General features: G+C 53.7%; 6 protein-coding genes. 2 read left to right on the plus strand and 4 right to left on the minus strand.

The window, feature by feature from the left end; all coding sequences use genetic code 11:
- Positions 1–175: 175 nt before the first annotated feature.
- Entirely contained in the window at positions 176–4,234 is a 4,059-nt protein-coding gene (locus tag QGT73_RS04840) for a hybrid sensor histidine kinase/response regulator transcription factor (RefSeq protein ID WP_280121667.1), read from the plus strand.
- A gap of 526 nt (positions 4,235–4,760) precedes the next feature.
- The gene (locus QGT73_RS04845; RefSeq protein ID WP_280121668.1) at positions 4,761–6,383 is read left to right on the plus strand and encodes a sialate O-acetylesterase; all 1,623 of its coding nucleotides are present in this window, start codon (positions 4,761–4,763) and stop codon (positions 6,381–6,383) included.
- 156 nt (positions 6,384–6,539) lie between these two features.
- On the opposite strand, the gene QGT73_RS04850 is transcribed toward QGT73_RS04845, so the two are convergent.
- The 4 genes from QGT73_RS04850 to QGT73_RS04865 are packed head-to-tail and all read right to left on the minus strand — an operon-like array spanning position 6,540 to position 15,357.
- Entirely contained in the window at positions 6,540–8,951 is a 2,412-nt protein-coding gene (locus QGT73_RS04850) for a glycoside hydrolase family 31 protein (RefSeq protein ID WP_280121669.1), read from the minus strand.
- Between the two features lie 54 nt (positions 8,952–9,005).
- The gene (locus QGT73_RS04855; protein WP_280121670.1) at positions 9,006–11,540 is read right to left on the minus strand and encodes a glycosyl hydrolase 115 family protein; all 2,535 of its coding nucleotides are present in this window, start codon (positions 11,538–11,540) and stop codon (positions 9,006–9,008) included.
- A gap of 44 nt (positions 11,541–11,584) precedes the next feature.
- Entirely contained in the window at positions 11,585–12,955 is a 1,371-nt protein-coding gene (locus QGT73_RS04860) for a glycoside hydrolase family 43 protein (RefSeq protein ID WP_280121671.1), read from the minus strand.
- 26 nt (positions 12,956–12,981) lie between these two features.
- On the minus strand, positions 12,982–15,357 hold the full coding sequence (locus QGT73_RS04865; RefSeq protein ID WP_280121672.1) for a glycoside hydrolase family 127 protein: 2,376 nt from the start codon (positions 15,355–15,357) through the stop codon (positions 12,982–12,984).
- Between the last annotated feature and the right edge of the window lie 113 nt (positions 15,358–15,470).

Below are 15,470 nucleotides of genomic sequence, written 5' to 3' on the forward strand. Positions count from 1 at the left end.
AATAATATTATATTAAATATAGAAAATCAATGTACTAACGGCATTGTGAATCGTCTATACACATGTCTCCATGTAACATTTTCGTTTCTCTTTGTAGTTGCATATTTTATTTTTTTGTAACTTTGAATTGCTGCAATAAAATAATATTTAATTTTACGCTTACATTAGTATGACCATGAAATCGTTTATCCTTATCATTGCCTCTATTTTGACGTTTATGTTCCCGGCCATTCCGGTTTCAGGAAGCAACGGGAGCAGAGCTGTCAGACTTTTTTCCGATCCCGAACTCATCACCGGGCTCTACACATGTTTCTGTCTTGACAAGGACGGCATGCTGTGGATTGGTTCCGACACCGGACTGTTGCGGTTTGACGGGAACTCCTACGACGTATATCGCCACGATGACAACAACCCCGGCTCGATAAGCGACAACCGCATACTTAAGATACTGTGCGATTCGCACGGCAACCTGTGGGTGGGAACAGCCAACGGGCTCAATCGCTATAATCCCGACACCGATACATTCTCACTCATCACTCTTCCAGAAAAAGCCTTTGACGGCTACATCATCGGACTGACAGAGCAACACGACGGCACTATCACATTTCTTGTGTCGGGTGTCGGTCTTTATGTGATAGACCATTCCGACGACATGCCGGTAGCCGTGAGATACCTTCCAAATACCATCGGTGAGAAAGGCTTCAGTATTCTCACTCAAAGCCCTGACAAAAGCCTGTATCTGGGATGTCACAACGGCTCGCTGTGCATAATCTCGCCCAACGGAAACGCCGAGCTCCGCAAAATATCGTCGGACTACATCACCGGCATAGTCGTAGAGAACGACAGCAGCATTCTTATAAGCGCGGTCAACGACATATACCGCTACGACCCGCAGACCGACAGGCTTACCGCGCTCACCATCGACAGCCGCAGCAAACTCCCCGTCAACAATATCACCTGTGGCAAAGACGGCACCGTCTATGTAGCCACCCAGGGCTCGGGACTGTGGAAAATACGCCCCGGTTCAAATAAAGTCGAGAAAGACCTGTCACTCTATTCGCCGCTCCACAACATAAACCATCTTAAAATCGGAGCCACCTACATCGACCCAAACGACAATCTATGGATAGGATGTAATTTCTATGGCGTAGGCATGGTGCCGTCGACACCTATCCCCTTCTTCTATCGCGGCATCAGGGATATCGTGTCGACCTTCAGCGGAGGTCTCAACACCCTGGCCTTTGTCGGCTCAAAACTGCTTGTAGCCATAAGCAACGGCACTATACTGATACTCAATCCCGACGGCTCCCTGAGCGCGAAAGCCATCGTGCCTACAGGCAATGACGCCACATCTATAATAGAAGGCTCTGACGGCTCGGCTCTTGTCGGGGTCGCAAACGACGGCATATACCGGCTCGAACTCTCAACCGGCAAAATGTCGCTCATGCTCCCCGTCGAAGGTAAATTTCCCGGCATACACCTCTGCATGGCTACCGACGGCGACATCTTTGCAGGGGTGCACGGCATCGGACTTCTACGATACAACCCTTCTGATAAATCCGTCAAATGGTATTACAACGAAGAATATCTGGACCGGTTGACCAACAATTACATAGCCAGTCTGCACCGCTCGGCCGACAACAAGATATGGATAGGCCTGTATGGCGGACTCGCCTGTTATGACTGCAAGGGCGACTCGCTGATGAAAATCGACCAGAGAGATTTTCTCAAAAGGACTACGTCGTCCTTCGAGGACGGTCCTGACGGCTCGGTATACATGGCCACTACTCTCGGTCTCATACATTATCATCCCGACAAAGGTGTTATACGCACTTATTCGACCGAGGACGGACTCTCCAACCACGAGATACGCTCGCTCACTACCGACCTCAACGGCAATCTCTGGCTCGGCACCATGCACGGGCTCTCCTGCATGCGGCACGGCTCCGACAAAATCATCTCCTATCACGGCGGATACGGTCTGTATGAAAAACGTTATCCTTACGCTGTCACCTCTCCGCTTGACGGCACCGTATATTTCGGCAATGACGCCGGCATAACGAGCCTCAGACCGTCGAGCGTGACAACACCTGACCTCAACAACTGCAATATCAAGGTGAGCGCGCTCTATGTCAACGGCTCGAGAGTCTTTGCCTCATCCATGTCGGGCGACCGCCCCATCATCGACGGTAACCCGCTCTCGCCCTCGGCTCTCCATCTCTCCCACAAGGACAACACTCTCATGATGCGGCTGTCGACACTTGATTTCCGCGACGCCTCCAATGTGCGCTACAAGTGGCAGATACCTCAGCTTGGCGACACCTGGACGCGCACCAAGCCGGGTGAAAACACTATCACGCTCCCCACTCTCGAGCCGGGCGACTACACTCTGCGCCTCAAAGCGTGTGAGAACAACATCAGTTCTGACGTCACAGAGATACGCATACACATCGCTTCGCCGTGGTACACGTCCGACATCGCCAAGGTTCTCTACCTGCTGGTGCTTATTGCCATCATCGTGCTCTCGTTCACGGTCATGAAGAAGAAACGCGAGGAGAAAATCAACGATGCCAAGATAAAATTCTTCATGGACATCTCCCATGACATCCGCTCACCGGTCACACTGATTCTAAGCCCTCTCGAGTCGCTGCTCAAGCAGCCGCTCGACCCCGAGGTCACCGCCAAGCTCCACACCATGCGCCGCAACGCCCACCGTCTGCTCAGTCTCGTCAACCAGCTCCTCGACCTGCGCAAAATCGAGAAGGGTAAGATGAGGCTCAAATGCTCGCCCACCGACATGCGCTCGTTTGTCGGCGAACTTGTGGAAATGTACGAGTCACAGGCCGAGACAAAACACATATCCATGGAGTTCAAGTGTGACGACGAGTTGCCTAAAGTGTCAATCGACCGCGACAATTTCGACAAGATACTCGTCAATCTCATATCCAACGCCATCAAATACACCCCCGACGGGGGCAACATACAGGTCAGACTCTGCAAGGCCGACGATGACGAGATAGGCAAATGTGCCGAAATACAGGTCATCGACAGCGGTATAGGCCTTGACAACAAGACGCTGGCCCACATATTTGACCGATTCTACCGAGCGCGTGAAAATCACGGCAACTCGGCTAGCGTTGGTTTCGGCATCGGTCTTGACCTGTGCCGACGCCTTGTCACGCTCCATGGCGGCACCATCTCGGCCGCCAACCGCTCCGACGGCACTAAAGGAAGCGTATTTACTGTAAGAATACCGTTATACGCGCAAGACACGATTGAGAATCAAGCTATTACAATCGGAGAGGGTAATTCACACGCCCAAGCCGACAACGACAACAAACACATCGCCGGCTCCTACATCCCCAACCGCGACACACCCCCTGCCTCCACGCGCGGCAAGGTGCGCTACTCGGCGTCCAACCGCCGCATACTCGTGGAGGACGACGATGCCGAACTGCGTGAATACATCAAAGACCATCTCTCAGGCGTCTATCGTGTCACGACAGCATCCAATGGTGCCGAGGCCATGAAAATGATTCTCGACAATGTGCCCGACCTCGTGGTGAGCGATGTGATGATGCCCGAGATGGACGGTCTGACACTGCTCAAGCAACTCAAATCCAACTCCCGCACCCACCATGTGCCCGTTATCCTGCTGAGCTCCAAGAGCGACATCGCCGACCGCATGGCCGGATGGAACCGCGGAGCCGACGGATACATAGGCAAGCCGTTTGACATCGACGAGCTCGATATGATGATCGACAATATCATCGACAACCGTCTGAAGCTCAAAGGCAAATTTTCGGGCGTGCAGGACAATGACGATAAGATTGCAACTCCCGAAATGAAGGGCAACGACGAGGCTCTGATGGAGAAAATTATGGCCATCATCAACACCCACATCAACGACCCGATGCTCAACGTCGAGAAGCTCGGCCGCGAGGTGGGCATAAGCCGTGCCCATCTTCACCGCAAGATGAAGGAACTGATCGGCATGACTCCGAGCGACTTCATCCGCAACATACGCCTCCGAAGGGCTTGCGAACTGCTTAAAAAGCCCGACGTAGACATCACGCAGGTGGCCTACACCCTCGGCTTCACGTCACAGCCCCACTTCTCCACGGCCTTCAAACGATTTACCGGCGTGTCACCCACCGAATACCGCACGATGCACGTCCAGGGCAAATCACCCGAGATTCCCGAACTTCCCGAGATTCCCGACATGCCATCGTGACACCTCTTCACTCCGATATGCAACAGCACAGCCGCCTGACATCACGTCCGGCGGCTGTTTCATTTTTTTGGATTGACAACCGATTGACACGATTCACATCGCAAGCATCTTTGTCAATACAATCACCTTAAAAAATTCTTAAAACTTGAGTAATACAATTTTTGTAATACCAAAAAACAATCTTTTCTAATCTATTACCTTAAATACTACCTTAAATACGTTTTTAATTCACACTACAAATATACAGCCACTCCTCCACTCCTGCAATATGATGATACATACCGCTCCGCAATTTGTTACCAGGATGAAACTGCAAAGCCTGAAAGCCTGTCAGCAAGGTCGGAAAGCCTGTGAGTGTGTTACGGAAATAAATATTAATGTTACATATGCTCATGTTGCCGAAAAATGCCACTCTTTGTATCAAATGCTTATAAAAAGGTATCACCATATATTATATATGAGTTTTATGCCGTATATTTGCATGACATGAAAACCATTGACTTCTGACATCTAACGTAACAATCTTATGATCAAACCAGTCACATCCATTCTGGCCGCCGCCCTGCTGTCGTTGTCGGCGACAATCAGCGCGGCCGTCACTCTCCCCTCGGTGCTGTCCGACGGTGTCGTGCTCCAGCGCGAACAGCCTATCAAAATATGGGGCAAGGCACTTCCGGGCGAACAGGTTACAGTGAAACTCAAATCGTCCAAAGCCAAGACCGTAGCCGACGACTCAGGCAAATGGTCGGTAACACTGTCTCCGCTCAAAGCCGGCGGCCCCTATGTGTTGACCGTAAATGATATTTCCGTCAATGACGTGCTCATCGGCGACATATATCTATGCTCGGGCCAGAGCAATATGGAACTTATGGTGAGCCGTGTCATGGACTTCTATGCCGACGAGGTGGAGAGCTACACCAATCCGGCCATACGCGAGTTCAAGACTCCTAAAGAATATGCCTTCCACGGTGCCAAGGACGATGTGAGCAAGTCGGAATGGAAAAAAGTCGAGCCCGGCAAGGTCAAAAACTTCGGCGCGCTTGTCTACTTCATAGCCAAGAATCTCTATGAAAACAACGGCCATGTGCCCGTGGGCATCGTCAACTCCAGTTGGGGCGGCTCGCGCATCGAGACTTGGATCAGCGAGAACTCCATGGCCAAATATCCTCTCCGCCTCAACCGCCTCCACACCGTCGAGGACGACGAATACCGCTCACTGCTGTCCAAAGCCGAAAATCGCGCTTCATATCTCTGGTCAAAGACCATGAACAAGTCAGATCTCGGCTATAACAGCGGCGTAAGATGGAGCGACCCTTCGGCCGACGACTCCTCGTGGACCGAATATGACCTCCTGAGCCTCGACTGGGGCAAGGCCGACGGACAGCCCGTCAACGGCTCCCACTGGCTCAGAAAAGATTTTGAGGTTCCGACCGCAAAAGCCGGACGCGACGCCGAGCTCCGTCTCGGTTGTATAGTCGACGCCGACTCGGTGTGGGTCAACGGCACCTTTGTCGGATTTACCTCCTATCAATACCCTCCACGTATCTATAAGATACCCGCCGGAGTGCTCCACGAGGGCAAAAACAATATCACAGTAAGAGTCGTAAGCAATTCTGGCACTCCGCATTTCGTGCCCGAAAAGCCCCACAAGATAATATTCGGTGAAAACTACGAGATTTCCCTCGAAGGCAACTGGCGTCACCATCTCGGGACTCCGATGCCCAAGGCTCCCTCGGTCACCGACTTCTTCCAGACACCGACAGTGCTCTACAACGGTCTCATATCTCCGTTTGTCAACATGCCATTCCGTGGTGTCGTATGGTATCAGGGTGAGTCGGATGTCGACATCCGCTCGCAATACAAAGACCTGATGAAAACCCTCATCGCTGACTGGCGCGAGAGCTTCGGCAACCCCACCCTCCCCTTCTTTATCGTCGAGCTTGCCGACTTTCTCCACCCATCCGACCAAGGCGGACGTCGGGCCTGGCAGGAAATGCGCGACGCCCAGCGCATGGCGGCCGAGGAGACTTCCGATGCCTACTGGATTAAAAACGGCGATGTCGGCGAATGGAATGACATACATCCCCGCGACAAAAAGACTCCCGGCACCCGCACCGCCACCGCAATCCTCAACCATTACGCAAAATAACCGTCAATACGACAGCTAAGAGATACAGTAAAGACAAAAGTCTCAAAAGAAACAGAAGTTTTTAACTCACATAAAACGTTTGTTTTACCAACGAGTTAAAAACTTCTGTTTCTTTTGAGACTTTTGTCTTTTTGTATCCCCGACGCTCCTCCCGGATTATTTCGGAAGAGCGACCTTCACGGCTGTACCGTTATAGGAAATTTCAGTCTTGTTGCCGGTCGCACCGTTGACGATGGTAAATTTGCGCGAGGCGAGCATACCGGGATATTCGCCCTTGCGGTCATTCACCGTAACTGTGCCCGACTTCCTGTCATACACAAAATCTATCGTGGTATACTTGCCTTTGGTATAGTTGTAATTGTCACCCTCGTCCTCATAGAGCGTAAACCGGCCGTCGGCTCCGGGGAAAACCTTTATCACGAGATTGTCCCACGGTCGCTCGGTGGCATAATTCACCTTCGGACCATTGGGGATGATGCTACCCGCCCTGGCAAACACTGGTATCGAGTGTATTGTCGTAGCGATGTTGACAGTGCGGCCCCCTTCATAACGGCGTCCGCTGTGATAGTCATACCATGCTGTCCCGGCAGGAAGGTATACTTCCATGTCATGCTCGGCCATAAAGTCAATGTTGCCGGAGAGCACCGATGCCACAGTCTCTTTGCGGTCCCAGCCGGTATTTTCGTCAATCTTCACCGTGGCCTCGGGGGTATAACGGGCCTCGAGCACGGGGGCTACGAGAAGCGAGCGGCCAAACATGTATTCACTCGCGCAGTCATGCCCCCTGACATCCTTGGGAAAATCCATAACCAGCGGACGCATGAAAGTCGAACTGTTGGCTGTGACATCCCATGAGGTCGAGTAGATATAAGGCAGCAGTTCATAACGCAGTCTGACGGCACTCTCGAGAGCATCATACACAGGCTCACCCTTTTTACCGAAGAGATATATCTCGCGTGGCGAGTCGGCTCCGTGCGAACGCATCATCGGGGTGAACACTCCGAGCTGGGTCCAGCGCACTACAAGCTCGCGAAACTGCGGGTTTTCATAAGCCTCTTTGCCGTTCACCTTATAATGTCCGCAGAAAAATCCTCCGAGGTCGGAGTTGCAGTTGGGGTTGCCTGTCATGGAAAAATTGAGATGAGCGGGTATCTGCTTTCTGAGCATATCCCATGTCGAGCTTACATCGCCTGTCCACACGTTGCATCCGTAACGCTGCTGGCCAAACCATCCCGAGCGGGTGAGTATAAACACACGCTTCGTCGAGTCCTCCTTTATCTGGTGGTCATGCACACCGCCGACCGTGAGCAGCGGATAGGCTCCTCTGACACGTCGGAACGAACCTTTGCCGGTGGGAAAATCCATATTGCCGTCAAAATGATCGGGCTCCGTCGAGTCCATCCACCAGCCGTCCATCCCGAAGGCGTGGAGACGCTTCAGATTGTTCCAGTATATGTCGCGGGCCTCGTCGCTGTAAGTGTTGTAGACCTTCACGCCCGAGGGGTAATCCATGCGCGGAGGCCACTGGGTGTCAATGCCCGACTGAGGCCACGTGGAGATGTCAAAGAGCAGTCCGCGGTCGGAAAGCTCGCGGTAAGGCTTGGTTTGCGGACCAAATGACGACCATATCGAGATGATGGCATGGGCATTGGCGGCGTGGATGTCATCCATCATCTTCTGTGGATTGTTGAAATCGGGATTCATGAACTCCATGGCATTCCACAGATAGTTGCCGCCCCAGTATTGCCAGTCCTGGATAATGCCGTCGAGGGGCAGACCGAGCTCACGATATTTGTTGACCACCCCGGTTATCTCATGCTGGCTCTTGTAACGCTCGCGCGACTGCCAGAATCCGTAGCTCCACAAGGGAAACATCGGCACCTCGCCCGAGATGGCACGCATCTCGGCTATCACTCCGTCGGCATCCCCGCCGTTCATAAAATAATAGTCCACACAGTCGCCTACCTGCGAGGTCAATGACATTCCCGAGTCCTTGTCGCTATACTCGGTGGGTGAATAGTTGTCCCAATACAGGCCGTACCCCCTTGACGAGACTATGGCCGGGATACCGTCCTCGATATTTCCGGGCATTAGCTGACGTGTGATGCCGCGCTGCGACAGCCGGCCGTTGGCAAGATTGCCGAGCCCGTAGACCGCCTCGTCACGTCGGAGCGTAAACGTCTGCCCTACCTCATATGTGCTGTCGCCGAGATCAGTGATTGAAGTGAACCGTGCGGGACCGTTCTCCTTCAGCAGTTCCCGGCCCGACTTAGATATAAATGTCAGCTCACCGCTTTTGTTGTCAATCCTCACTGTCAGGTCCGACGTGGCCACCGTAGTGTTGCGCGGCGATTCCTTCACCTTGCACGCCACGTCGGTCGGTGCGGCGATTATGGCATATGACTCCTTGTCGGGGCGATCACTGCCGGGATATTTTACCACTCTTACCGTAGAAGGGCTATAGAAACTGAGTTCCACAGTCCCGCCGTCAACCCCGACGGTGACCCCGCTGCCGGAGTGCGACACCACTCCGGCCTGAAGCACCATGCCGGCACATGACATAGCCATTAAATAAAACAATCTTTTTCTCATTACATTAGATTTTTTATATTGGTTTTCATATTATTTTGACGCTTGGGCTGGCGACGGCCCGACATAACTCGGCAGCAACCCGCCATAATCAAGGACCACGCGCTGCACCATCGCCCCCGGATCGATGCCTCTAATGGTCAGAGTGTGATGACTCAGAGTTTTGTCGACCGGAAATTTCACAACTGCGACAGCCGAGTTGCGCAACACATTCTCCTTCCATTGCGGCGACCATTCCTCTGGCAGATATTCTGTCACGACCTCAGGCTCTCCGTCAAACGAGATGCCTGTCTTCATTCCCCTACCCTCATAGACAGGAAAGAATGGCAGCGAGTAGAGGTGTACGCTCACCGTGTCGGCCTCACACGCGGGAAGCTCAAAGCTCACTTGGGGCACGTGACCTCCCTTCTCACATCCAAGCGCATCGCCGAGACACAGCGATGTCCAGTCATACCCAACTCCTTCGATGAGTCTGACACCGGCCTCGTGGTCGGTCTGAGTTATCACGGCCGTAGTGAGGTCTACCGTGTGACATCCGTCGAGTCTGTCACATGCATGGTCAACCGACAGATCAACGATCCTACACCACTCGCCTGCATACTCCGTCAGTGACGGCATACCGTGATATTGCGCGCAATAGCCGGGAGGCACCGTCATCAATCCCTCCCATTTGCCGCCAAGCAGAGTGTTGTATCGCCTGTTGAGAGCCTCGATGCTGTCGGCGGCCTCTCGCGCCAGTCTCGCCGCATAATTGGCCCCGGCCCTGTCGCCGGCCTGAGCAAGCTCGCCGTTGAGCTGCACCATGAGAAATTTGCGGTTCATCATGTCGGAAGCCATTACAGGATAGCCGACTATCTCGAAAAAAGCAGCCCGCTTATCCTCCTCCAGTTGCGACATGATGCTGTCGGCCAGTTCCGAGATGTGACGATAGTCGGCCAGACGATGCCTGGCGTCGTTATAGTTGGCAAACGAATATTCCGTAGGGCGGAGACGCTCATTCTCGGGAGAGTCCCATTCGATTTCCCACCCCATATATTCAGGCTTGCGCGACCAGGCCAGGCGGTAATATGTGTCAAGAATCATCTGCAACGCGTCTTTGTAATCCTCGCCGAATATTCCCGCAAGCCATGCAGCCTGGTGACGATTGACATTGTCGTGACTGAAACGGGAGAAATCCCACGCCATGTCAAAAAACGTCTGCATTGCCGCCTCGGCCGGCTTGATATCACCGACATTGAGCAGCCAATAGCGGTCGGCACCTGCGTCAAAAGCCTTTCGCAGCTCGTGATACATCAGAGCCGGAGGCGTGGTGCAGAGCCACAGATAGTCATGAGGCGTGCCGAGATAGGAGGTGTGATAATATACACCCGCTCCACCCTTGCGCGCCCGCTCGGCCGGAGTGCTCAGGCTCTTCATGTAGCCGTAATTGTCGTCGGGCCACACTATGGTCACGTCATCGGGCAGTCTAAGTCCGGCACGATACAGGTCAAGCGTCTCCTTGTAAGGGACAAAAATCTGAGGCACATCCTGCGGGTCGCGGTCAAGACGATCGCGCAGGATGCCACGCTGATCCGAGATGACCTGCTCAAGCAGCTCTACGCGCTGTGAGGTCGACATTGTACCCTGTATGGCTTCGTCATGCACTCCCCGCATGGCCACAGTATAGATATTCTCATATCCCGCGGCCTCGGCCACCCGCGAGTCAAATTTACCGAATATAGTCCGGCGGTTGGTGGAGTAATCCCACTCACCGTCACGCTCACGGTTCCACTCCGAGGGGGCAAAATTGTTGAAGAGCATCGGTTCGCAATGTGAGGTCGTGACTATGATGCCGTAATCGTCCACCGTCTGCTTGCTCTCCGGATGAGAGTAGAATGCACCCGTGCAGTCATGCATGGCCGGAGCGAGCATATTGCCGCGCAGACGCAGCAGCAATTCACACACGCGTGCATAAGTGAGCGGACCTATGTCACCGAGCTCTTTTTCATAATTTCGAGCGGCCCAGGGATACAGCCCCCAGTCCTCGTCATTGATAAAGATGCCGCGATATTTCACCGACGGGGTCTGCGACACACTGTCAGCCATTACCCACAGTGACGGTCTGCGCTCCACAGGCACATCGGCCCACCACACCCAAGGGTCAACGCCTATTACCTGGCTTAGAGTGGTGATGCCGTAGGCTGTGCCGCGGCGGTCGCTACCGGCTATGACTATCATAGCCGGACGGTCATTTCCTACGGCGGGGACGGTACGTATCACAAACCGTTCCCATCCTCCGGTTATGTCAGCCACATCAAGTTGACCCGACTCTATCATTCCATCGATAATATCGCTACGGCCTATGGTTCCGGCCACGATTGCAGGGACATTCCGTCGGGATAATCCGTCAGCCGACATCGGATGTACACCCGTCACGGCCTCTATGTCTCCGGCGAGCATTCCGACGGCCTTGTGTACACAAGCGTAGTCAGCACTGTCGACACACAGAGTGACACCTCTCAGGTCGACAGCCCCGGACATACGGCTTTCCGATACGCATATCGAGGCCGATGCGACGGATGTGCTCATTGCGACAACTATTGCAATCGCAATAGCTGAATATCGCCTAAAATTCATTTCTTAAACTCCCACCAGTCAAAATTGAACAGTTTGGGACCCTTGCGGCCGGTAAACACAAAGTAGATGTCATGCACACCAGGCACCTCCATGAGAGCCTTGGCCTCAAGCGTCTTCCAGTTCTCCCATCCGCCTGTGCCCGGCACATTGATACGCGCAACAAGCGGTCCGGCCACACTGTCCATACGCACCTCAATGGCACCGCCCCTGAGCGCGCTTGCCACCGATGCCTTGAATCTCGATGGACCACCCGAGCCGAAATCGACATTACGCACCTTGATCCAGTCACCGTTATGGATGTCAGCCACGTACACCCCTGTACGGGCATTTGGCTCGGTAGTCACTCCGCTGGAATAGGCGATGGTCTCGGCCTGCACGCGACGATAGGGATTGAAGACCGCGAGCGGACTCACACCCTCGTCGGTGGGATGTATCACCGGGAATGTCCCGTCGGGATTATACTTGAACTCCTCTATCGCCACACTGCGTCCGAAACCGCCTCCCCCCGGGAGCCGGCCCGTGTGATAGAGAAAATAGGAATGTCCGCGGAAGTCAGCCACACCGCAATGATTGGTAAACGACCCTGTGTCATGGAGCGGCATTATCTCGCCCATATACTTCCATGGACCTTCGGGAGAGTCGCTCATCGAATAGGATATATGTTCGGGCACACCGCCGGCCGCATAGAGCAGATAATATTTGCCGCCTCGCTTATAGAACCACGGCCCCTCGGTATACATGTCTTTGTATTTGGTATTCTTGTCACGGAGTTTGACCGCCGGAGCTCCGAAACCCTCCACCGTCTGCTCGACTTTTCTGACCTCGCCCTCAAACGAAATCATATCCCTGTTGAGCTTCACATAATAAATTTCCGGATTACCCCAATAGAGATAAGCCTGTCCGTCATCGTCGACAAAGACCGTGGGGTCGATATAGTCCCAACTGCCGTCGACAAGCGGCGCGCCTATGGCATCCTTAAACGGTCCGACCGGCGTGTCGCCTACAGCCACTCCGATAGCCATCGCCCCGGTAAGACTGGAGTGGAGCGGCACATAGAAATAAAACTTGCCGTCGCGCTCCACACACTGCGGTGCCCAGGCCCTGTCGTCGGCCCACTTGAAATCCTCTATCGCCAGAGGCGAGCCGTGGTCGGTCCAGTTGACCATATCCTTTGACGAATACACACGCCACTCCTGCATCCAGAAAAAGTCGGCACCGTTCTCATCATGGCCGGTGTATATGTAGAATGTATCGTCATGCACCATTGGTGCCGGGTCGGTGGTGTAACATGTCTGCACCACCGGGTTCTGAGCCGAAGCCGCCGCCGTGGCGGCCAGCATCAGTGATAGTATCGGTTTAAGTCTCATTTTTGTACTCTGTTTATCACTGTTTTTCACTTCTTTTCAGGCTTGATAAGTCTCACGTGAAATACTCCTCCGGCCGTATGCCCTTTCTCTCCGGCAAACTTCACCGTAACATACTCTTTACCGTCGACCATATGAGCCGGTATGTCATACTCCTGCTCGACAAACTCATTACGGTTCCATTTTCCGGCTGTGTCCTCGGTGGTGAGCACCACGTCATCGACAAGTATGTTGAAGCGTCGCTGTCCTGACTCATTGCCCCAGTAGCGCACACGCAGCGCGAGTTCCGAAGCTCCGTCGGTCTTCATGCGATAGGAGAAATATCCGCCGTTGGATGCGTCACGCCACGGCTCTCCGTTGAAGTTGCCCGACGCTGACGAGCGGCTCTCCATAAAATGATCTGCCTCGGGCTGCTGCTCGCCGGTGTTGACCGCATCGACCGTGCGGCGGTCGAGAGCCAGACGCATCTCTTCGTCGCGGCGCGCGTTGGCCTGATAGAGCCTGTAATCTTTGGGGGTCATCGACAGCCAATACATCATGTAGCGCGAGTCGTGTATGCCGTAGAAGGGTTCAAGTATCAGATCGGAAAACTTTCCGTCAAACAGTCCCGCCACTCTGTAGGCCATCTCACGACCCTCCACCGGCTTCATGGCATTGAGTTTTTTCACTATATCCTTGCGGTTGCCTATCAGCAGCGGTGTGTCAAAAACCGACACAAGCGGACCGTGAGCTATGTGACCCCAGCGGCTGTCGTCAGCCACCAGTCCTGTGAGCGGCGCGCCGTTGTCAAAGCGGGCCGCCATAACGATGGGGCCGCGGAGTATGCTCACATACTCCGGCAGATGATTGAGTTCCTCGAGACGCACTTTCATCGGCATCTCCATCTCCACCACATCACCGTCATGCCACTCGCGATCAAGAGCGATATATGACGAGGGACGTGACTGAGTCTTCACCTTAATCCCATTGACCTTGACAGTCACCGCCTCACACCATCCCGGATGGCGCAGCATCAGGCTCATGTGTCGGGGAGAGTCCATTGCCATAGTCAGAGTGGTGTTTCCGTCAGAGGGAAAAGCGGTGGTCTGAGTCAGCGTCACTCCCTTCTCGCGCCAGTTGAGCACCGAGGGGATAAACAGATTGACATACAGCGAATCGTCACCTGAATGAGTATAGATAAACTGACCATACTTGCCATGATTCTCCATGCCGGTGCCCACACAACACCACATGGCACTGTTGGGCTTGGAATACACCCTGTAATGGCCGGGACGGGCCGATGTGAAATAGACATAGCCGCCATGGTCGGGATGCTGGGTGGAGAGTATGTGATTATAGAGAGCTCGCTCGTAAAAGTCGGCATATCGGGCCTTGGGGCTCATGCGGAAGAGTCCCTCGGTGAGTTTGAGCATATTGTTGGTGTTGCATGACTCGGGGCCTTCGCGGTCATCCACATAGCTCTTGGCATCGGAGGCCGACGCAAAATGCTCGCGACGGCTGTTGCCGCCTATCGAGAGCGAGCGGTTGTTTACGACAGTCTCCCAGAAAAATGTGGCAGCCTTGCGATAGTCGGTGTCACCCGAGAGCTCGGCCATACGCTGATAACCCACGACTTTGGGCACCTGGGTGTTGGCATGTCGGTTGTCGAGATTGTCCACACCGTCGCGCATGCCGTCAAAGAGCTGGTGGTGAGTGAAGCGTCGGGCCGCGTCGAGATATTTCACTTCGCCCGTCATGGCATAGGCATCGGCATACACCTCGTCCATGCCGCCAAACTCATTGTTGAGCATCGACTCCATCTGCCCGTCATCAAGACCACTGATGACACCGAGGCCCCAGTCACACATGCCGAGAAACAGGTTGCGACCCACCTGCGAACCGGTATAGAGCCAGCAGTCACGAAGTCCGGCATACATCTTGTGTACATTATACCAGGGCACCCACCAGTCCCATATTTTACCGGGATTGCCTTTGCGCAACTCGCCCCACAGTTCGTCGCCGTTAGGCACACCGCCTACATATCCGTCACCGCGGGCAGCCGCACACATGGCAAGCTGGCTCAGCATATAATCCATACGCTCCTTGAGCGCGCGATTGCCGGTCGCGGCATAGTGGATGGCAAGTGCCGACAGATAATGACCGCCCACGTGGCCGTCAAGACCGTCCCAATTGGGAAAACTCTCTCCTTTGGGCTCGAGGCCTGCCGCTTTCATATATGGAGCGAGCAGACGGTCGGTGTCATAGCTCAGCAACACGTCAACGTTAAGGTCGCGGGCATGGCGAAACGGCCCGTCGAGCAGTTCGACATCCTGCAAGGCAAACTCATTGTTATAAAGTCCGGTCTGCGCGTTCGCCAACGACGACACACACAGCATAGCCACCGGTAGTAGAATATAAGGTTTCATAAGCTGTATTATTTTTTCCATTGCATAACTGTATGACAAAAGTAACCTTTTTTACATTAGCAACCTACACAACGACATCTCAACAATATCAACACACGTTACATTGTCATACA

The organism is Duncaniella muricolitica (assembly GCF_910574735.1).
Classification (GTDB): domain Bacteria; phylum Bacteroidota; class Bacteroidia; order Bacteroidales; family Muribaculaceae; genus Duncaniella; species Duncaniella muricolitica.

What these genes read in the sequence shown, in the direction of transcription:
- QGT73_RS04840 (WP_280121667.1), top strand. Translation starts at nt 176, where the DNA reads ATGAAATCGTTTATCCTTATCATTGCCTCTATTTTGACGTTTATGTTC.
- QGT73_RS04845 (WP_280121668.1), top strand. Translation starts at nt 4,761, where the DNA reads ATGATCAAACCAGTCACATCCATTCTGGCCGCCGCCCTGCTGTCGTTG.
- QGT73_RS04850 (WP_280121669.1), bottom strand. Translation starts at nt 8,951, where the DNA reads ATGGCTATGTCATGTGCCGGCATGGTGCTTCAGGCCGGAGTGGTGTCG.
- QGT73_RS04855 (WP_280121670.1), bottom strand. Translation starts at nt 11,540, where the DNA reads ATGAGCACATCCGTCGCATCGGCCTCGATATGCGTATCGGAAAGCCGT.
- QGT73_RS04860 (WP_280121671.1), bottom strand. Translation starts at nt 12,955, where the DNA reads ATGAGACTTAAACCGATACTATCACTGATGCTGGCCGCCACGGCGGCG.
- QGT73_RS04865 (WP_280121672.1), bottom strand. Translation starts at nt 15,357, where the DNA reads ATGAAACCTTATATTCTACTACCGGTGGCTATGCTGTGTGTGTCGTCG.